Genomic DNA, 19656 nt, shown 5'->3' on the forward strand with positions numbered 1-19656 from the left:
TCACGAAGCCGGGCTGCTGGCGGGAATTCGCCCCTGTGGTTAGGCTACTGCTTTCCGCAAAAGCGCAATTTGCCCGGCGTGGTAGAGGTAATGCTGGGCCACGCCGTGCAGGGTCACGTAAATGGAAGAGCCATAGCCCACCCGCGCGTCGATGATGGTGTTGATAGGGCGGTCGAGGGTTTGGTCGGTGATAGTTGAGGCCGCGGCCAGCAATTGCTCGTGCATCTCGCGCAGATTAGCCAACACCGCTTGCCAGTCGGCTTCGGTGGGGTTGTCGGGTTGTGACGGCCAGTCTTCGGCATCGCTCACCTGCACCAATTTCCCTTCAATCAGACGCCGGCGGGCCATCTCGGCCCACACGCCGGCGTGGCGCGTGATTTCCCAAATGCTGTGGGCATTGGCAAAGGGGCGCCGGGTGGCTTGCACGGCAGTCAGGCCATCGAGGGTATCCAGCAATGAAGGCCCGGACCACGGTTCACCATCGAAGGCGCGGCGGAGCTGGTCGAGCAGGCGGGTGATTTCGGACATGGCAGGTGAAGAAATTGTGGCGGTGAGCACAACGTGCTTTTACGTGCGCCGCTTTCAAAAGGCGTGGTGTTCGCCCCCGTTCAACGCCAAGACGCGAAGTGTCGCGTCGCTATATTCGATTGCCTTCTCCAAATGCCTCGCCCTGCCGGGCCCTACCCCTACCTTTGCGGCCTGCTTATGTACGACTTTCTCACCACCTCCCCCTGGCCCGATTACGAGCTGATTGACTCCGGCAACTTCCAGAAGCTGGAGCGTTTCGGCAAATACATACTCGCCCGGCCGGAACCCCAGGCTATTTGGGACCCGCACCTGCCGCTCAAGGAGTGGGAAAAGGCCGATGCCGCCTTCGCCCGCGCCCCCGGCTCCACCGAAAAAGGCCAGTGGCGCCTCAAGCCCAGCATGCCCGAGCAGTGGGTGATTGCCTACGAGCGGCCCGATGGCCTGAAGCTGAAATTCCGCCTCGGGTTGTCGTCGTTCAAGCACGTGGGGCTGTTTCCGGAGCAGGACCCCAACTGGCAGTTTATCTACAACCAGACCCGCAAGCGCCGCGCCAAGCTGCCCCGCGTACTCAATCTTTTTGCCTACACCGGTGCGGCTACCCTGGCCGCCCGCGCCGCCGGGGCCGATGTGACGCACCTTGACTCGGTGAAGCAGGTGAACTTCTGGGCCCGCGACAACATGGAAGCCAGCCAGCTCGACGGCGTGCGCTGGCTGGTGGAAGACGCCATGAAGTACGTGCGGCGCGAAGTGAAACGCGGCAGCAAGTACCAGGGCCTCATCCTCGACCCGCCCGCCTACGGCCGCGGCCCCAACGGCGAAAAGTGGCAGCTCGAAGACGAGCTCAATGAGATGCTCAAGCTGAGCCAGCAGCTCCTCGACCCCGAGGACCATTTTTTCGTGGTGAACCTGTACTCGCTGGGCTTCTCGGCCCTGATTCTCGACAACCTGACCACCGCCATTTTCCCCGGTGAAAAGGTCGTGCGCGAGCTGGGCGAGATTTATTTGCACGATGCCGGCCAGCGCAAGCTGCCGCTGGGCACGTTCTGCCGGTTCGCCAACTAATTTTTTTCTTGTCATCCTGAGCATTTTGCGCATAAAAGCAAAGTCGAAAGACCTTATCACGTATGCGCCGTTGGAATTACTACCAACTGCCCTGGCGTGATAAGGTCCTTCGCTACGCTCAGGATGACGACCGACTAAAACGACACCATGCACACGCCGCACGCCCATCGCCGCCTTGCGCTCATTGATTTGGGCACCAATACTTTCCACCTGCTTATTGTGGAAATATCCAAAACACCCGGCGAAAAGCCGCTGGTCATTCTGCGCACTAAAGCCGGTGTGCGCCTCGGCGAAGGCGGCATCAGCCAGGGCATCATCGCTCCGGCGGCCTACGACCGCGCCCTGCACACGCTGGCCGGTTTCAAGGAAGAAATGGAGCTGCACGAAGTGACCGAAGTGCGCGCCACGGCCACCAGCGCCATGCGCGTCACCAAAAATGGCCCCGATTTGGTGCGCGACATCTTCGAGCAAACCGGCATCCAAGTCAACGTCATTCCCGGTGAGCGGGAGGCGGAGCTCATCTGCGAAGGGGTGCGCCAGGCCGTGGATTTGGGCGAAGAAGCGCAGCTGATTATGGACATCGGTGGCGGTTCCGTCGAGTTCATTATCGCCAATCAGCACACCATTTTCTGGAAGCAAAGCTTCGAAATCGGGGCCCAGCGCCTGCTCGACAAGTTTTTTTCCGACCCCAGCGGCGTATTTCCCGCCGAAGCCGTGGAAGCTGAGCAGCGCTACCTCGGCACGGTGCTGGAGCCGCTCATCGAAGCGGTGCGGCGCTACCGCCCGGTCAGCCTCGTGGGCGCATCGGGCAGCTTCGACAGCCTGGCCGATATGCAAATCGGCGAGTTGCGCACCGAAAGCCAGCTACCGCCCTGCACTGAGCTGGCGCTGGAGTCGTTCCAGACCAGCTACCGCCACCTGCTCAGTGGCAACCACGAGCAGCGCAAGGCCCTGCCCGGCATCCTGCCCATGCGGGCCGACATGCTGGTAGTTGCGGCCGTGCTTATCGATTTTGTGCTGGGCATTGCGGAAATCACGCGCATTCGCACCTCGGCTTATGCACTGAAAGAAGGGCTGCTGGCCGAGATGCTGCGGCCGTAGCATCTGCCTGTAGCGCGGACTCGGCGAGTCCGCGCATTGCCCGAACCGCCGCCTAGGCGCGCACTCGCCGAGGCTGCGCTACATCTATTATCTGCTATGCCAACCTTCTCCTACAGCCAGCTTTTCTCCTTCACCGAAAGCGTTTTCCGCGCCATCGGCTGCCCGGCCGATGATGCCACACTGGCCACCGAAACCCTGCTCTCGGCCGATTTGCGCGGGGTGGACTCGCACGGCATGGCCCGCCTCGTGGGCTACGTGCGGCTGTGGGAGGCCGGCCGCATCAATGCCACGCCCCGGGTGGGCATCACCTACGAAACGCCCAGCACCGCCGTGGTGGACGGCGACGGCGGCCTCGGCTTGGTGGTGGGGCCCAAAGCCATGCGCGTGGCCATTGAGAAGGCCCAGCAAGTGGGCACCGGCTGGGTTTCAGTAAAGAATTCCAACCACTTCGGCATTGCGGGCTACCACGCCATGCTGCCCCTGGCGCACGACATGCTGGGCGTTGCCATGACCAACGCCTCGCCATTGGTAGCGCCCACTTATTCGCTGGATAGGCTGCTTGGCACCAATCCCATTGCCGTGGCCGTGCCCGCCGGCGAACAGCCCGATTTCGTGCTCGACATGGCCACCACCACCGCCGCCAATGGCAAGCTCGAAATCGCACAGCGCAAAGGCCTGCCCCTGCCCGAAGGCTGGGCCCAAACCGCCGACGGCCAGCCCAGCACCGATGCCAATGCCGTGAAAAACGGCGGCGCGCTGCTGCCCCTCGGCGGGGCCACCGGCTCGCACAAGGGCTACGGCCTGGGCGCGGTGGTGGATATTTTCTCCGCCGTGCTTTCGGGCGCAAACTATGGCCCGTGGGTGCCGCCCTTCGTGGCCTTTCTCCAGCCCTCGGCCAACCCCGTGGGCCAGGGCCTGGGCCACTTTTTCGGGGCGATGCGCGTGGATGCTTTCCGGCCCGCCGACGAGTTCAAGGCGCACATGGATAACTGGATTTCGACTTTCCGCAACGCGCAGGCCGTGGAGGGCAAAAAGGTCCTCATTCCCGGCGACCCGGAGCGCGAAATCGCCGCTCACCGCCTGCTGGAAGGCATTCCGCTGCTCGATGCCGTGGTGCAGGATTTGGAAGGCGTGGGCGCGAAGCTTGGGGTAAAGCTGTAGTCCAGATTCAGTCGTTCAAATGCATAAAAAAGGCCCTCCGATGATTCGAAGGGCCTTTTTTATAAAAATCTATTCGTGCTTAGGAAATGCCATTGGTCGCAGCGTGAGGCACCAGCGCGGCAATGGCCACGTCCTGGTTCAGGTACTGCGACGAGTAGCCAGCGTCCGACTTGTTTAAAAACAAGCAAGTGCCGCCATTCACAGCATCAATAATCTGTGCGTACTGGTCCATCGGCAGGGCCGGGCAGCCGAGGCTGCGGCCCAGGCGGCCGTTTTGCTTGATAAATTCTTCGCTCACGTAGTCAGCCCCGTGCATCACCACCGAGCGGGCGGCGGCGTTGGTGTTGTAACCTTCGTCCAGCCCCTGCAGATGCAGCGAGTGGCCGTGCTTGCCCTCATACTCGCTGCCCGTGGCGTAGAAGCCGAGGCTGCTCATGTTGCTCTGGTCAGTATTGGAGAAGTTAGTAGCCTCGTTCTCGCCCGAGTTGTGGCCGTGAGCCACCAGAGTGTGGAAGAGGATTTCCTTCTTGCCCAAATCGAGCACCCAAAGACGCTTTTCGGTACTGGGCAGGTCGAAATCGATAACCGTGAGCACCTGCTTATCCTCGGCCAGCTTGCCATCCTGGCGCAGGTTGAGGTAGCCGGTCATGGCTTTGGCGAAGGTTTCAAACCGCAGGCCTTCCTGCTCCGCCCCGAGGGCGTTGTAGGTGGCGTGCAATTCCTGGTCGAACTGCGCTTTGGGCGAGAAGTCCATTTTGGGCATCTGCAGCTCATTGGGCGAGTTGGCTACTGACTTTTGAATATTGCCCGCCAACGGCGTAGCCAAAAACAACGACGCCAGAAACGGCAGAACGCGCCGCGCCAAACGCTGACGACGCAGGCTTTTGCGTTTGCGCTGAACAATGCTGGGCTGGTGCTGGTGCATAATCGAAATGGCTGATGATGAAAAAGAACCAGCCGCCGCAAGTGCGGCAGCTGCTTCAACAGCTTATACGGGATACGAACCCCGGTGGCCATTCTTAAACCCCTTACTGGCCTAAATGATTCCGTTTTTAGCCCGCCAGACGGGCCAGCTAGCGCCAGCCGCGCTGCAAAAAGCGCCGGCCGGCGGCTCCGCCATCCAGCCAGCGCGAGGCCAGGCCGGGGCCGCTCACGAGCAGCATGCTGCCCACCCGCAGCGTGGCAATAATGTCCTTGAACTGCTCGGGTGGCAGGGCCGGGCAGCCCCGGCTGTAGCCCAGGTGCCCGTACTGCTGCACGTATTTCGGGCTGGCGTAGTCGGCCGCGTGTAGCACCACGTAGCGGTCGAAGGCATTGGCATTCTGCCCCTTGTCCAGGCCCTCGATGCGGCGCGAGTAGCCGTGAATGCCGTCGTAGGTAGCCCCGGTGCGGTAGAAACCCAGCGAAGTGCAGGCGGAAGACTCCAGGTTGGAGAAGCGGCGCGCGCGCAGGTGGCCCGAGCCTTCGCCGTGAGCGACAAGGCTGCGGTGTATTACCTGGGCATTCTGGAGGTCGATAACCCAGAGGCGTTCGGTGGTGTTGGGCAGGTCCATATCGGCCACGGCCAGCAGGCCTCCCCGCTCGATGCGGCCGGTGGGGTGCAGCGTGAGGTAGCCCACGCAGGCCTGCTCCAGCACTTCGGGGCGCAGCGCGGCGGCGGCGGGGCCGAGGGCGGCGTGCAGCTGCTGGATGGCTCGGTGCAACGTATCGGGTACGGCGGCTAGCGCGGGCACCGGCGTCAGACGAAGCGAATCGGGAATATCGGCAGGTGCCGAAGCGGGCGGGGTAACGACCGAGACGTGTTTTCTAGCGGGCATTTGTGCCTCTTCGGCCCGCAGCTGGCAGCCGGCCGTGAGCAGCGCTGCCGCCAGGCAACTAACGAAGGACGCCCTTACGACGGCTGTTTTGGTAATGCCCCATGCTGCTCTCAACCTAACCATGAGCCGAAATTACGGCAGGCTGCGACAGCTACCGCATGCCCGCTGGCTCTTTTACCAAAATGGGTCAGGTGGCGGACTAAAGGCAGGCGATAAATAAAGCCCGGCACTAGGACCGAGCCAATGGCTGAGGAATAATAAATAACCGCATAGCACAATTATTTAAAAAATGCAATCGAATGCACAAATAATATTTTGTCATTTCAAGGTCATGCAAACCATTTCTTCTACCTTGACGCCGTCAATCAGCACTAAAACCCGCGTTTTTGGGTGGCCGCTGACTGGCAAGCTACACTTCACTTTTTCCTCACAAAACCCAATTCCCACACATGATGCACTTTTCTCCTCATTTTCCATTCCGCAAACGATTCCGGTTCACGCTGGCCCTGGCTTTGGCCTTGCTGGGGGCCGGCAACCAGAGCGCCCACGCCCAAAAAGTGGTGATGCAGGGCTTCTGGTGGGATTTCTGGAATAGCAACTACCCCAACGGCTGGGCCAACTACCTCGCCGACCTCGCGCCGCGCCTCAAGACCATGGGCGTGGACGCCATCTGGATTCCGCCGACCATCAAAAACGCCAACCAGGGCAACGGCTACTCCCCTTTCGACAACTACGACCTGGGCGATAAGTGGCAGAAAGGCTTCCTGGCCACCCGCATGGGCACCAAGGACGAGCTGCTGCGCGCCGTGGCCGTGCTGCACGCCAACGGCGTGGAAGTGATTCAGGACGTGGTGCTGAACCACAACGACGGGGCGGGCTCCTCCAACGGCGCGGGCGGGCAGGACCCCGGGGCCTGGGAAGACGGCACCACCAGCAAATACAAGAACTTCCGCTACGTGAGCTACGCCAAGCCCGTAACCGACGAAAGCGCCGCCGACTACTACAGCCGCTCGGGCCGCTTCGCGAAGAACTGGGAGAATTTCAACCCCAACCAAGGCAACAACTCGACTTCGGGCGACTGGAACGCGCCCTACTTCGGCCCGGACATCAGCTACTACCCGGGCTCCTACGGCCAAAGCTCCAACGCCACCACCTACAACCCCGCGCAGAGCAGCGACTACATGCGCAACGGCAACCGCAACTGGCTGATTTGGTACAAGAAGCAGGTTGGTTTCGATGGCGTGCGGATGGATGCCGTGAAGCATTTTCCGGACTTCGCCAGCGAGGATTTCCTGTATAACCTGCAGAGCAATGCCGGCTGGGCCAGCGGCGGGGCCACCATGTACGCCGTGGGCGAATGGGTGGGCTCGGCCTCCCAGATGGACGGCTGGGTGGCCAACGTGAACAACCGCGCCGGCACCTTCGACTTCTCGCTGCGCAACGGCCTGTACCAGATTGTGAGCCAAGGTGGTAGCTTCGACATCGGCACCTTGCCCACCTACCAGCAGAATACCCGCGTGGTGAACATCGGCGGGACGTATGTGCACCGCACGGTGCCATTCGTGAACAACCACGACACCATGCGCCCGCAGGTGGATGCCAACGGCAACTACACCGGCTGGAACACCGGCTCGGAGCTGGCCCCGCACATCGACCCGTTCGACCCGCGCCTCTCGGCCGTGTATGCGGCCGCACTAGCCATGGACGGCTCGCCGATGCTCTTTTTTGAGGACGTATTCAACGTGGGCAACACCAGCAAACGCTACAGCCACAGCCCTAAAAGCACCGTGGACCTGCCCACCCGCGACGACCTCGTGAACCTGGTGTGGTGCCACCAGAACCTGCACTTTAAAGACGGCGCTTACAAAGTGCGCTACCAGGCCGCCGACCACCTCGTGATTGAGCGCAGCACCAAGGCCATCATCGGCATCAACGACAACTACACGACCTGGCAGAACAACACGGTGAGCTGCGATTTCGCGCCCGGAACCGTACTGAAGGACTATTCCGGCGCTAATGGCACCGCTACCGTGACGGTGAGCGCCAGCCAGACCGTGGCTATCAACACGCCGCCGTGCAACGGCACGGCCGCCGGCGGCCGCCGCGGCTACTCGGTGTGGGCTCCCACCAATGCCGTGACCGGCTACACCCGCCCGGCCCTGACCACCACCCAGGAATGGGAGCTGGCCAATGACCTGGGCGACTCCGACAGCCGCTCGCTGGGCCAGGGCGGCGCGCTGCCGGCCGCCAGCACGGCCTACCGCACGGCCGGCCGCATCTACGTGGCCGCCAACAAGAGCGTTACCTACAACCTCTACCCCGTGGATGCCACGCGCAGCCTCACGGTAGCCGTGCTCAACAGTGCCGGTACGGTGGTGAGCAGCCAAACCGGCACCGGCACCCTCACGGGCACCTACACCCCCACCACCGAGGGCTGGTACACGCTGAAAGCCAAAAATGCCAGCACCGCCAACCCCGCCCAGGGTGCCTTCGTGAAGGTGACCTACACCGCCCCCACCGTGGTAACCGGGGCCATGACCGGCCGCCGCGATGCCAACGCCCTGGCCACCACCCAGGAAGCGGCCACCGCCGAAGTGCTGGTGTACCCTAACCCCACCGCCGCCGACCGCATCGACGTGGTGATTACGGCCAACCGCGAGCAGGCCGCCACCGTGCAGCTGCACGACCTGACCGGCCGCCTGGTGCACCAAGAAACTGTGCGCCTCTACAACGGCTCCAACGAGCTGCGCCTCGGCGTGAAGAAGACGCTGCCCGCTGGCATCTACCAGCTGAGCGTGCCGGAGTTCCACGTGAGCCAGAAGGTGGCGGTGCAATAAGTGTTTTTACGTTGAAACAAAAAGCCTCTCCGAGTAACCGGAGAGGCTTTTTGTTTTTAGGCTGCTGGCGCGCGTCTGCGGAAAAACAGTAGCAGGCTAGAAAAACACGCTCACGTTCAACTTCGCATAAAACGGCGTACCAGGCGTAAAGTGCAGCTCGTCGATGCCTTCGAGGGGCTCGCGTTTGGGCGTGTTTATCAGGCGGGTTTGGGTGGCGAACTGGGCCTGGTTCCACTCCACATTCAGCAGGTTTTCGGCCGATGCTCCGATTTGAAAGCGGGGCGTGGTGTAGGCCAGCACGGCATCGAGCAGGAAATAGCCCCGGGCCGTGATGCTGCCGTCGTCGTTGGCCGGACGCGAGTCAATGTGGCGGTAGCGCAGGCTGCCGCTCAGGCCCTTCGGGGCTCGGTAAGTGAGGCCGCCGGTGCTGGTGAAGGTAGGCGCGAGCGGAATGTAGTTGGCCTTTTCGGGCGCGTCAATCTGGCGGCCGTGGTTGTAGTTGAAGTCGCCATCGATAAAAAGCCGGCTGCCCAACTGGTAGCGCACCGACAAATCCAGCCCGTAGCGCTGGGTGGGGCCGGTGCTTTCCACCACGGCCTCATCACCCACATACACCAGCTCGTCCTGCAAGTGCAGGCTCCAGAGGGCTGCATTCACCACCAGGCTGGGCAGGGGCTTGAACGTGCTGCCAATTTCGGAGCCCACGGCCCGGGGCAGCACGTTGGCATTCACGCCCTGAATCACGCCCCGCGCATCATTGGAATGAAACCCGAAGCCCGAGCGGGCAAACAGCTGCACGGCCGGCGTGAGCTGGTAATACAAGTTGAGCTTGGGTGACACGCGGGCGCGGGCCACCCGGCCCCGTAGCGGGGCCAGGGCACCGGTAACCTCATCGGTGGCAATGCCCCGGAAATCGAAGGTGAAGAAGTCGGCCCGCACGGCCGCGTTCACCGTGAGGCGGTCGGTCAGGGACAGGGTTTCGTCGAGGTAGGCGTTGATGTTACGCTCATAGAGCTGGCCTGTGCTGATGGTATCGAGCACCTGGCGGCGCACGGTGTGGCGCAGGCCCAGGGTGGAGAAATCGTTGCGGGTACCCACTCCTAGCGTGCTGTGCAGGGTCCGGGCGCCCAGTTGGTCGTCGCGCTCATACGTGGCCGTGTAGCCGAACAGATTCCGGTTGTCGGTCTGGTTGATTTCGTCGCCGTTTATCGAGTCGTGCAGGAAGAAGGTGAAGTTGGAAAACAGGCTGAAATCATACTTCGAATAGTAGGCCTGCTGGCGCAACACGGCATCGTGCGGCAGCGCGGTGGTGAGCACCGCGCTGGCATTGGTGCGGCTGGTGCGGCCGCCCTCGGTGGGGTCGATGCTGCCGTAGCGCGAAATGATTCCCTCGCGGATGCCACGCTCCGGAATCTGCCCGCTGGCATCCCAGTTCGAGGTGAAGTGCGAGCCCAGCAGCGTGAGCGAAGTTTTATCGGATAGTTGGCCCGTGTACTTAGCCATGCCGTTGAAGCGCTTGAAGTGCTGCGGCTGGTCGAAGTAAGAGTTGGTGAAGTTGTATTCGGCCGCCACGTAGGCACTTTCCGGCCGCTTGCTAAGCAGGTGGTGGTTCTGGCCCAGCAGGTCCAGCATCACCAGCGCCCGACGGGTGTCGAACTGACCCACTTCTAGCTTCACCTGGCTGTGCTCCAGCCGGGTCTTGGTGGTGAACTCGCCCGCGCCGGCCGTGGCGAAATCGCCGAACCGGGCCGTGTACGGACCTTTGTACACCTTCAGCTGCTCCACCGTTTCGGGGATTACGAAGTGGAAATCGGCGTAGCCCTGGCCGTGGGCGTGGCTCACCATGTTCACCGGCAGACCGTCCACACTCACCGCAAAGTCAGTACCGTGGTCGCAGTCGAAGCCGCGCAGGAAAATCTGCTCGGCCTTGCCACCGCCCGCGTGCTGCGCAATGAACAGGCCCGGCACGAGGCGCAATAAGTCCTGGGCTGAGTTCACGGGCCGCAGCAGTTGGTCGATGTGCGAGATGGCGGCCAGGCTCTGATTGGGGTCGCGGGGTTGGCTCACGGTTACTTCGGCCAGGCTGAGGGCAGTGGCGGCCAAGCGCAGCTTGAGGCGCGGGCTTTCGCCAGCCGTCAGCGTCACGGGCACGATTTGGGCGCGGTAGCCCAACGCGCCCACCCGCAGCGCGTAGCTGCCGGGCGCAAGGCCGCTGAGACGAAAGTTGCCCAGCGCATCGGTGGCGGTGCCGCCGGGCTGGCCTTGCAGGCCCACGCTCACGCCCGCCACCGGCTGGCCCGAGAGGGAATCGGCCACGGTGCCGCGCAGGGTGGCGGTGCCCTGCGCCCGGGCAGTTTGGGTCAATAAAAAGAACCCCAACACCAGGCACCAGGCCGATAAGGCAGTAAAAAGTTGTTTCATCTAATCCGGCTGTCAGGCGAGTAGCAGGCGACCCCGAAGCGCCGCCTGCCATTCGCGCAGTTGAGTGAAAGAGGGAATAAACCGGTTAGAAGTTGGCCTTGCTCATGCAGTTGGCACGGCACTGTACTAAGTGTTGGGTGCGTTGCCGCCCCAAGTGCCCGCGCAACTGGCTGTGCCCGGCCAAAGCATTTGGGGCCGGCAATGCGCGGCTATTTGCATCGAACAAAGACATGGCAATGCGGCCCGCTTTAGGCAACTGCACACGAGAAACAACACCCGTAGCGCCCGCTACGGGTTGGAGAGAATTGGCCCGAAAAATCATGAGATGAGGAGTTGAACGCGCCCAGGCACCATGGCCCGTAGGCTGCGTCGGATGGTTGGATAAGATGAATGGCACGGCTCGTGGAGACAGCCGTCCTCATTGGCTTCGATTGGATTCGAACCGAACACCAATTACTTCGAAGCCAAAAATCAACTTATCCCCAACGTGGCGGCAACTCAATCTGGCCCCGGTAGCCCACGGGCACAGCCACCATGCGAGCGGACTGGCGGGCTTGGGCAGCACCAAAAACCGGCCGGGTGAATACTACCCGCACTTCCGGAAGGCAGTGCGTATCCAAGCCTTTGAGAGAGGTGAGCAACTGCTGAAAAGGCGGCCGCTCGCCGGTTTTTTTCACGGTGTATTGCACGCCGTTGCAGTCATCGAAACAGCCCAGCCGCAGCGTGTGGCGCAGCTGGCAGTCCTGGCTGTGCACATAGGCGAAGGGCCGGTCAATCACTTTCGCCGGGCGCTCCACGAGGCCCGCCCCCACCACCAGTAGGTAGTTGAGCAGCAGCAGCAACGTGAGGTATTGGCGCAAAATCATGGATGCAGTACGGGCCGAAGTTCGCATCATCTACGGCGAAAAGCCCCGGCAAGGGTGGAATGATTTCCGATTAATTATTCAGGCAAAAAACACGCGCTCCACGGTCCAGTACGCCGCAATCAGGCCGATAACCACCGATACCGGCACCACCACCCGCTGCTTGTACCAGCTTTTGTCGGCGGCCCAGCGGCCCACCAGCGCCCAGCACAGCAATATCACCGAAACCTGGCCCAGTTCCACGCCCACGTTGAAGGAGATGAGCGAACCGAAATAGTCCTTTTGCGGCAGCCCCAGGCCTGTGAGGGCACTGGCGAACCCCATTCCGTGCACCAGCCCGAAGCCAAACACGATGAGCAAGCGCCACGGATTGAGCCTGTCGGTGATGATGTTTTCGATTGCCACAAACAGGATGGACAGCGCAATAATCGGCTCAATCACCGACGACGGCGGCTGAATGAACCCGTACATGGCCAGCCCCAGCGTGATGGAGTGCGCCACCGTGAACGCCGTGGCCTGCATGAGCACCGGTTTCAGGCGCGGCTCTAGAATGTAGAGGCTGATGATGAACAGAATATGGTCGAACCCCAGCGGAATGATGTGGGTGAAGCCCAGCTGCAGGTAGGTCCAGAAAATTTCCGTGCGCGAGAGCTTGCTCAGGTCCGTGTTGAGGACGTGCGCGGCAGCCGGCAACGCCAGCAGCGGCAGGGCCACCAGGGCCCGGCGCGGCAGGCGCATTCCTCGCAACGGTCCGGTTGGTTTCATATTAGCGGGCGGCCAGCAGCTTCTTGCCTTCGGCCTCTACTTCGGGGTTGAGGTAGGGCGCGGTTTTCAGTGAGTTCTCAATCAGGGCTTGCCCCTCGGCATTCTTGCCCAGCTTGGTGAGGATGAGGCCGGCACGGCACAGCAGCACCGGGTTCTTGGAGCCAGTGCGGCGGGCAACCTGCATGTATTTCTGCGCTTCGGCGTACTGGCCGCGCTTGTAGAGCACCCAGGCCATGGTTTCGTTCACGTCGATGTTGTCGGGGCGGCGGTCGTATTCGATTTTGGCGTGCTCCATCGCCTTGTCCAGCTCGTTGGTTTTGAGGTAGGCGTAGGCCAGCTCGCGGTCGGCGTAGTGGCCCATTTGCTCGTTGCTGTCGGCTTCTTTGGCCGCATTGGCCAGCATATCGATGGATTCTTTCGCCATTTTGTCGGCCTCTGCGGGCTGGCCGTTGAGGCGGTACAGGTCGGTCAGCTCATCGGCAAAGGCATAATCCTTCACCGTAATGCGGGCCTCCTGGTAGAGCTTGATGGCCCGCGCATAGTCCTTATGCGCCGCCGCCATGCGGCCCAGGCCGGCCAGCGCGTAGGCATAGCCGGGGCGGGCCGATAGCGCCATCAGGTAGTAGCCACGGGCGCGGGCCGTATCGCCGCTCACTTCGTAGAGATGGCCCAGCGCCACGCGGGTCCACTCGGTTTGCTCCAGGCCAATGTAGCCGGCTTTGGTGGCCATATCCATGGCCTGAATGGCCCCGGGCACGTCGCCGTAAATCTCGCGCAGGTAGCTCACCCGGGCGTAGGCGGGCAGGTCGGGGCGCACGGCATTCATCTTATCGGCCATCTTGATGGCTTCCTCGTAGTGGCCCATTTCCACGTTAGCATCAGTCAGCAGGCCGTACACGAAGCCGCTGTTGGGGTTCAGTTTCTGGGCCTGCTCGGCAATGCCGAGGCCCTGGGCAAAATGGTGCTGCGTGAGGCAGAGCGAGGCTTTGCAGCACAGGGCTTCGAAATTTTCGGGCTCGGCGGCCAGCACCTGCTCCAGCAGGTCCATAGCCGCGCCGTCGTAATACGGGTGGTCGCCGGTGACGCGGCCTTCCTGCATATAGGCCTGAGCCAGCAGCAAGCGGCTTTTCTGGTCGTTGGGGTTGGCGCGCAGCTTGGCCAGCAGGCCCTCAATGGCCGCCTTGGTGTTCAGCCATTCGTTGCCCACCGACAGGCTGCCGCGCCGGTCTTTCAGCTCCGGCGTGCGAACCTCCGGCTTTTTAAAGAAGAATATGGCGGCCGCCATCAAGCCAAAAACAACCAGCAAACCGGGGTATAAATACTTTTTCAAAACAGAGCAAGATGACTGAGTGGAGGAGTAACCGTAAACTTAACGCCTAAAAAAAGAGCCGCCGCCAGCCCGAACGAGGACCAAACGACGGCTCTTTTCAATCAGCTTCTAGCGCAGGTTAGTGGCGTTCGATGCGCACCGACTGCACCACAGTGCTGCCGTTGTACAGCGTAGCAATGTACTGGCCGGGGGCCACATCGCGGCCGGGCGTCCAAGCCAACTCGTTGGCACCGGCACCGAAGGCTTTGTCCTTGGCAATGGTAGCCACCTTGCGGCCGGTCACGTCGGTGATAACCACGCTCATCGTGCCTTTGGTGGGTAGTTCAAAACGCAGCGTAGTGCGGTCGGCGAAGGGGTTGGGGTAAGCATTAGCCACCGTCAGGTTAGGCGACAAGCCCAGGCTGGCCGAACGCTGAGCCAAAGCCGTGCGCTGGGCAGTAGTACCGCTCCAGGGCGTCTGCGAGTACGGGAAAGCAGCTCTGAATGTGGTGTCGTTGGCTGTAACGCCAGCGTTGAAATTCAGCACGTTATTCAACTGAGCGGTAACTGGCGAAGTCGAAGCAGGCGTGTAGTCATCGTACCACAGGCCGATAGCAGCCAGCACCGCGCCGCCCACAGCTTGCAGCTCAATACGGGTTACGTCATCCTCCAGGCGGCGACCGTTGGGGAAGCCGTCCATGTTGGGGATGTTCTGTACAGTCGTGGTGGTGTTGTAGGTAGCATTCGTCAGGCCCAGCACGGCGGCGGCCAGCAGGCCTTCCGAGCTAAAGTTAGCCGAGTTGCGAGCCGTAGGGGGCACAGCCATGTTCAGGCGCAGCATGTCGCCGCCGGGGTTGCTGGCCGAACCGCCCACCAACAGGAAGTTGTTGATGAAAGGCTTGCCGGCCGCCAGCGGGTTGCCGTTTTTGCCCGAAGCCAGCTGGTACGGGGCCAGGTTGGGAACCCCCGTGTGGAAGATGGGCAGGATGTCAACCGAGCGCGGCTTGCCGGCTCGCAGCAGATAAGGACCGTAAGCATTAGCCGCCAGGGCCGTGCCGTTCAGGGCAGCGTTGCCAGCCAGGCCGCTCAGGCCGGCCGCACCGTTGCGGAAGTCAAAGCCCGCGAAGCTAGCTCCGCCCAGGCCACCTAGGGTCTGGCCAGCCAGCGATTTGGACTGGACACGCAGCGGGCCGAGGCCTTGTACCGCTTCACCGTAATATGTCTGGCCGGCGGGCTTGGGAGCAGCTGGAGGCACGGGTGTGTTATCAGCCATGTACAGGCCTAGTTCGGGGTTCGACAGGTAATCGTCCGTAGCAGCAACTTCTGCATACGGAGTGCCGGAGTTCCAGGCATCCTTAGCCCCGATGGGGTTAATAACTTCGTTCAGCAGCGGCATACCAATGCGTGACACCTGCACGTAGTTACCCGACGTGGTCGGAGCAGCGCCCGTAGTCGACAGCACACGAGTAGAAGGACGGCTGGCCGAGGCCCATACGCCGATGATGTAGTTCGAATCCAGAATGTTGGTTGTAGCACCCAGGGCAGGCGTACCTGCTTTAGCTAGCACCGTTACCGGGATTTGCAGCGCAATGGCGTGGGTGTTCTTGCGAGCGAGGCCATCGCGGGCCGCGCCGGGGGCGCGGATGCCACCCAAGTCAAAGATGCCGCCCAGGTCCGCAAAGAACGGGTCATCCGTCGCGCCGCAGAATATTTTGGTGCCATCGGACAGCGTCTGAATGGCATTGGTCATCAATGCCGAGTACGAGGCAGCTTGGTTTAGGCCAGCAGCCCCGTTGATGGAACGCGGGCCGATGTTGGGTGGAGGCACCACGCCGTTAGTTACAATAGTGGTGAAGGCGCCACCGCCTACGCTTTTCTCGCAGGTATAAGTGGTTTTCAGGTTCTGCATTCCCAACCGGATATTAAAGAACGTGGTCGGGTCCTGATTGGTGCGCGTGAACGTGAACCGGTACGTGATGTCGTCGCCGGCCGTGGCCGGGTTGTTTTTCACGTGGATTTCATAGCGCACGTTTTCGCCGAACGTGTTATAGTTCGGGCCGCCCTGGGGCAGTTCCAACGGAATGTAGTTGGCGATGATGGTTACGCTGGCGCTGCCGTCGTTGTTAGGAGAGTCAGGGCTGCGGAAAGCGTAAAGGTCGGTGTTATCGGCCAACGGGTCGTCGGCGATGAGTGGGGCTTCGCGGTGGCTCGAGGCCTCCAGTGTGTTGTGCTGGCTGCTCAGAGCCACCACACCTCCGGCCGCGGTTGCGAGCAGAGCAGCCTGGAAAAGAGGGCGAGTAAGTAGATTTTTCATAAAAAAGTTAGGAAATGGGTTTGGGGGTGAAGGTGTAAGGCAATCTTAAAAAAGGCGTAAGCTGAACAGTATAGCCCTAAAAGACCTGCATGCTGTGGCCTTTTTGAACCCGACTGCGCAGTTGTACTTTCCTTACGTCCGGACTCGCGGCTTCGGTTTGAATATTTCTGATAATAGTTCAATAAGATTTTGGCTTGTTCAAATCGCGTCGCCCAGGGCCTTTATTGCCCCAGCGGTGGCGCGGTTTAGCCCGTACTTTTGCACCGCGCTTTTCGGCGCCATTCACTTTCATTTTTCGGGCTGCCGGCAGTGGCCGCCCTTCGTTTATATGGCTACAGTAGCAATCAACCTGGCCACCGGCAGCCTTCAGCAGGAAGAAATCATTGTCGGCATCGACCTGGGCACCACCAACAGCCTCGTGGCCTACGTGCACCCCGAAAGCCACCAACCCACCGCCATCAACGATTTGGGCCGGGGCACTATCGTGCCGTCAGTGGTGCATTTTCCTGCCGACGGGGCCGACCCCATCGTGGGCACCGAGGCGCGTGAGTACCTCCTCACCGACCCGCAGCGCACCATATACTCGGTGAAACGCCTGCTGGGCAAAAGCTACCGCGACCTGGGCCAACACGCCACGCAGTTCGGCTACAAAGTCATCGACGATAACTCCGAAGGTCTAGTCAAAATCCGGGTCGATGACCGGTTCTTCTCTCCTATTGAGTTGTCGGCCGCCATCCTGCGGGAGCTGCGCGCCCGCGCCGAGCACGCCCTCAAAACCCCGGTAAACCGCGCCGTTATCACCGTGCCGGCGTATTTCAACGACTCGCAGCGCCAGGCCACCCGCGACGCCGGCCGCCTCGCCGGCCTCGAAGTATTGCGCATCGTGAACGAGCCCACGGCCGCTGCCCTGGCCTACGGCATCGGTCTCAACCCTGACGAGGAAAAAACCGTGGCCGTGTACGACCTCGGCGGCGGCACCTTCGATATCAGCATTCTGCGCATCCAGCAGGGCATTTTTGAAGTACTGAGCACCAACGGCGACACCTACCTTGGGGGCGACGACCTAGACCGCGCCGTGGTGGACCATTGGACGGCCACCTTCGGCCTCTCGGACGCCTTCCACACCAACCCGCACCTGCAACAGCAGCTACGCCTGGCCGCCGAAATGGCCAAGAAATACCTCAGCCAGCACGACGAGTTCACGACCCACCTCACCGACGAGGCTGGCCACAATATCACTGTCACGCTCACCCGCGCGCAGTTCAACGGCCTCATCCGCCCGCTGGTGGACCGCACCATTGCGGCCTGCCGCCAGGCCCTGGCCGATGCCAAGCTCGACACCAAGCTCGATGCCGTGCTGCTGGTGGGCGGTTCGACCCGCGTGCCGCTGGTGTATGGGGCAGTTTCGGAGTTCTTCGGCCAGCCGGCTAACAACACACTGAACCCGGATGAAGTGGTGGCCTTGGGCGCCGCCATTCAGGCCGATATCCTGGCCGGCAACCGGCGCGATGTGCTGTTGCTGGATGTGACGCCGCTCACGCTGGGCATCGAAACGCTGGGCGGCCTGCTGGACCCCATCATTCCGCGCAACTCAAAAATCCCGACCAAAGCCGGCCGCCAGTACACCACCAGCGTGGATGGGCAGGTGAACCTGAAAATTGCCGTGTACCAGGGCGAGCGCGACCTCGTGAGCCAGAACCGCAAGCTGGGCGAATTTACCCTGACCGGCATCCCGGCTATGCCCGCCGGCCTGCCCAAGGTCGATGTAAACTTCCTGCTGAATGCCGACGGCATCCTGAAGGTGGAAGCCATTGAGTTGCGCTCCAACACCCGCCAGCAGGTGGAGATAAAGCCGCAGTACGGCCTCACCGACGACCAGGTGGAGCAGATGCTGATGGACTCGCTGGTAAACGCCAAGGACGACGTGGCGGCGCGCCTCCTCATCGAAGCCCGCACCGCCGCCGAGCAGCTGTTGTACCAGGTGAATAATTTCACCCGCAAAAACCGCCAGCACCTCACCGAAAAGGAATTGACGGCCACCGCAGCCCAGGTTGTCACGGTGCAGGCCGCCCTGGCCGGTACTGACCGCGACCCTATTCTGAAAGCCATGGACGAGCTCGACGAGTTAACCCGCCCCTACGCCGAGCGGGTGATGAACATCTCCATTCAGCAAGCCATGGCGGGCAAGAAAATCGAGTAGCATCCTTCTAATCGGCACAACGGGGCACAAACCGCTTTTTATACCTTCGTAAAAGTACTCAAAGGCCCACCCGTGAATCCGTACCTCGCTCGTCTTCTTTCGCTGGCCCAGCAGCCCAGCCGCCGCATCATTGGCCTTATGTCGGGCACTTCGCTCGATGGGCTGGACGTGGCGCTATGCCGCTGCGTGGGGCACGGAGCCGGGATGCAGGCCACATTGGAGCATTTTGCTACGCTGCCCTACTCGGCGGAATTCCGGCTGCGGCTGCGCGCCATTTCGCAGCCCACCGTGGCGTTGCAGGATGTCACCATTCTCAATGCCGAAGTGGCCCGCCAGCACGCCGAAATGGTGCTGACGTGCCTGCAATCCTGGCAGGTGGCAGCAGCCGAAATTGACCTAATTGCCAGCCACGGCCAAACCATTTGGCACGCGCCGCGTCACCAGCATCAGCAGGCCGATTTCCCGCACCACGCCACGCTGCAAATCGGCGATGGCGACCATTTAGCGGCGCTCACCGGCATCATCACCGTGGCCGATTTCCGGCAGAAACATGTGGCCCACGGCTTCGAGGGAGCCCCCTTGGCCGGCTACGCCGACGAGTTGCTGTTTTCCTCTCCTACCGAAAACCGCCTACTGCTCAACCTCGGCGGCATTGCCAATTTCACGTACCTGCCAGCCCGGCCCGCAGGCCAGTCCCTCACCACTGATACCGGTCCTGGTAACACGCTGCTCGATGCCGTAACGCGGCAGTATTTCCCCGGCCAGGAATTCGATGAAAACGGCGCGATTGCGGCCAGTGGCACCGCTCATGTAGCCCTGCTACAAGAATTGCTCAGCCACCCGTTCTTCGCCGCGCCGCTACCCAAGACTACCGGGCCGGAGTTATTCGGCCCGGACTATCTGCACGAAGCCCGAATCAAAACCGGCACCGCTTCCCTCCCACCCGCCGACGTGCTGGCCACCTTGGTCGAGCTCACGGCCACCGGTGTGGCCCGCGCCGTTGCGCAGTGCCTTTCAGAAGCCGAGCGAGCCAATGCAGCCTGCTACGTCAGCGGCGGCGGCAGCCACAATGGCGCGTTGCTCCGGGCCCTACAACGGCACCTGCCCACCGCCAGCTTCGCGCCCATCGATGCCCTTGGCATTCCCGCCGATGCCAAAGAAGCCGTGCTGTTTGCCGTATTGGCCAACGAGACCGTGGCGGGCAACCCCAATATCAGTTTGGGCAAAATCTGTCTGCCCTAGCTATTTGCTCGGTAATAGCGGGTCCACAGTAGACAA

General features: G+C 61.7%; 14 protein-coding genes. 6 read left to right on the plus strand and 8 right to left on the minus strand.

Annotation, left to right across the window (positions count from 1 at the left end; genetic code table 11):
• Positions 1-39: 39 nt before the first annotated feature.
• Positions 40-528 carry a DinB family protein gene (locus ACYVM5_RS03835; RefSeq protein ID WP_460616856.1) on the minus strand — a complete coding sequence of 163 codons (489 nt, stop codon included), beginning with the start codon at positions 526-528 and terminating at the stop codon, positions 40-42.
• A gap of 177 nt (positions 529-705) precedes the next feature.
• Here ACYVM5_RS03835 and ACYVM5_RS03840 point away from each other — a divergent pair, with 177 nt between their 5' ends.
• The 3 genes from ACYVM5_RS03840 to ACYVM5_RS03850 all read left to right on the plus strand — a co-directional run bounded on the left by ACYVM5_RS03840 (position 706) and on the right by ACYVM5_RS03850 (position 3852).
• Complete coding sequence (locus ACYVM5_RS03840) at positions 706-1590, plus strand: class I SAM-dependent methyltransferase (protein ID WP_460616857.1); 885 nt, start codon at positions 706-708, stop codon at positions 1588-1590.
• Positions 1591-1737: 147 nt separating this feature from the next.
• Positions 1738-2691 carry a Ppx/GppA phosphatase family protein gene (locus ACYVM5_RS03845; RefSeq protein ID WP_460616858.1) on the plus strand — a complete coding sequence of 318 codons (954 nt, stop codon included), beginning with the start codon at positions 1738-1740 and terminating at the stop codon, positions 2689-2691.
• A 96-nt stretch (positions 2692-2787) separates the two neighbouring features.
• Positions 2788-3852 carry an Ldh family oxidoreductase gene (locus ACYVM5_RS03850; RefSeq protein ID WP_460616859.1) on the plus strand — a complete coding sequence of 355 codons (1065 nt, stop codon included), beginning with the start codon at positions 2788-2790 and terminating at the stop codon, positions 3850-3852.
• A 79-nt stretch (positions 3853-3931) separates the two neighbouring features.
• Here ACYVM5_RS03850 and ACYVM5_RS03855 read toward each other — a convergent pair whose 3' ends face one another.
• Positions 3932-4777: a murein L,D-transpeptidase catalytic domain family protein gene (locus tag ACYVM5_RS03855; RefSeq protein ID WP_460616860.1), complete on the minus strand. Its 846-nt coding sequence runs from the start codon at positions 4775-4777 to the stop codon at positions 3932-3934.
• Between the two features lie 148 nt (positions 4778-4925).
• The gene (locus ACYVM5_RS03860) at positions 4926-5669 is read right to left on the minus strand and encodes a murein L,D-transpeptidase catalytic domain family protein (RefSeq protein WP_460616861.1); all 744 of its coding nucleotides are present in this window, start codon (positions 5667-5669) and stop codon (positions 4926-4928) included.
• A gap of 449 nt (positions 5670-6118) precedes the next feature.
• Between ACYVM5_RS03860 and ACYVM5_RS03865 the strand changes: the two genes are divergently transcribed.
• Complete coding sequence (locus ACYVM5_RS03865) at positions 6119-8506, plus strand: alpha-amylase family glycosyl hydrolase (RefSeq protein ID WP_460616862.1); 2388 nt, start codon at positions 6119-6121, stop codon at positions 8504-8506.
• A gap of 96 nt (positions 8507-8602) precedes the next feature.
• On the opposite strand, the gene ACYVM5_RS03870 is transcribed toward ACYVM5_RS03865, so the two are convergent.
• The 5 genes from ACYVM5_RS03870 to ACYVM5_RS03890 all read right to left on the minus strand — a co-directional run bounded on the left by ACYVM5_RS03870 (position 8603) and on the right by ACYVM5_RS03890 (position 16178).
• Positions 8603-10870, minus strand: coding sequence for a TonB-dependent receptor (locus ACYVM5_RS03870; protein WP_460616863.1), 2268 nt, complete (start codon positions 10868-10870; stop codon positions 8603-8605).
• Positions 10871-11403: 533 nt separating this feature from the next.
• Positions 11404-11793, minus strand: a complete 390-nt coding sequence (locus tag ACYVM5_RS03875) for a hypothetical protein (RefSeq protein ID WP_460616864.1) — start codon at positions 11791-11793, stop codon at positions 11404-11406.
• A gap of 78 nt (positions 11794-11871) precedes the next feature.
• The gene (locus ACYVM5_RS03880) at positions 11872-12555 is read right to left on the minus strand and encodes a HupE/UreJ family protein (RefSeq protein ID WP_460616865.1); all 684 of its coding nucleotides are present in this window, start codon (positions 12553-12555) and stop codon (positions 11872-11874) included.
• A gap of 1 nt (position 12556) precedes the next feature.
• Positions 12557-13885 (minus strand): tetratricopeptide repeat protein, encoded by a 1329-nt coding sequence (locus tag ACYVM5_RS03885; protein ID WP_460616866.1) that lies wholly within the window; start codon positions 13883-13885, stop codon positions 12557-12559.
• A gap of 118 nt (positions 13886-14003) precedes the next feature.
• A complete protein-coding gene (locus ACYVM5_RS03890; protein WP_460616867.1) occupies positions 14004-16178 on the minus strand; it encodes a DUF4331 family protein in 2175 nt (724 codons plus the stop codon).
• A 328-nt stretch (positions 16179-16506) separates the two neighbouring features.
• On the opposite strand from ACYVM5_RS03890, the gene hscA reads away from it, so the two are divergent.
• Entirely contained in the window at positions 16507-18378 is a 1872-nt protein-coding gene (hscA, locus tag ACYVM5_RS03895; protein WP_460616868.1) for a Fe-S protein assembly chaperone HscA, read from the plus strand.
• A 72-nt stretch (positions 18379-18450) separates the two neighbouring features.
• A complete protein-coding gene (locus tag ACYVM5_RS03900; RefSeq protein WP_460616869.1) occupies positions 18451-19620 on the plus strand; it encodes an anhydro-N-acetylmuramic acid kinase in 1170 nt (389 codons plus the stop codon).
• Positions 19621-19656 lie beyond the last annotated feature (36 nt).

It is taken from the genome of Hymenobacter ruber, assembly GCF_054783255.1.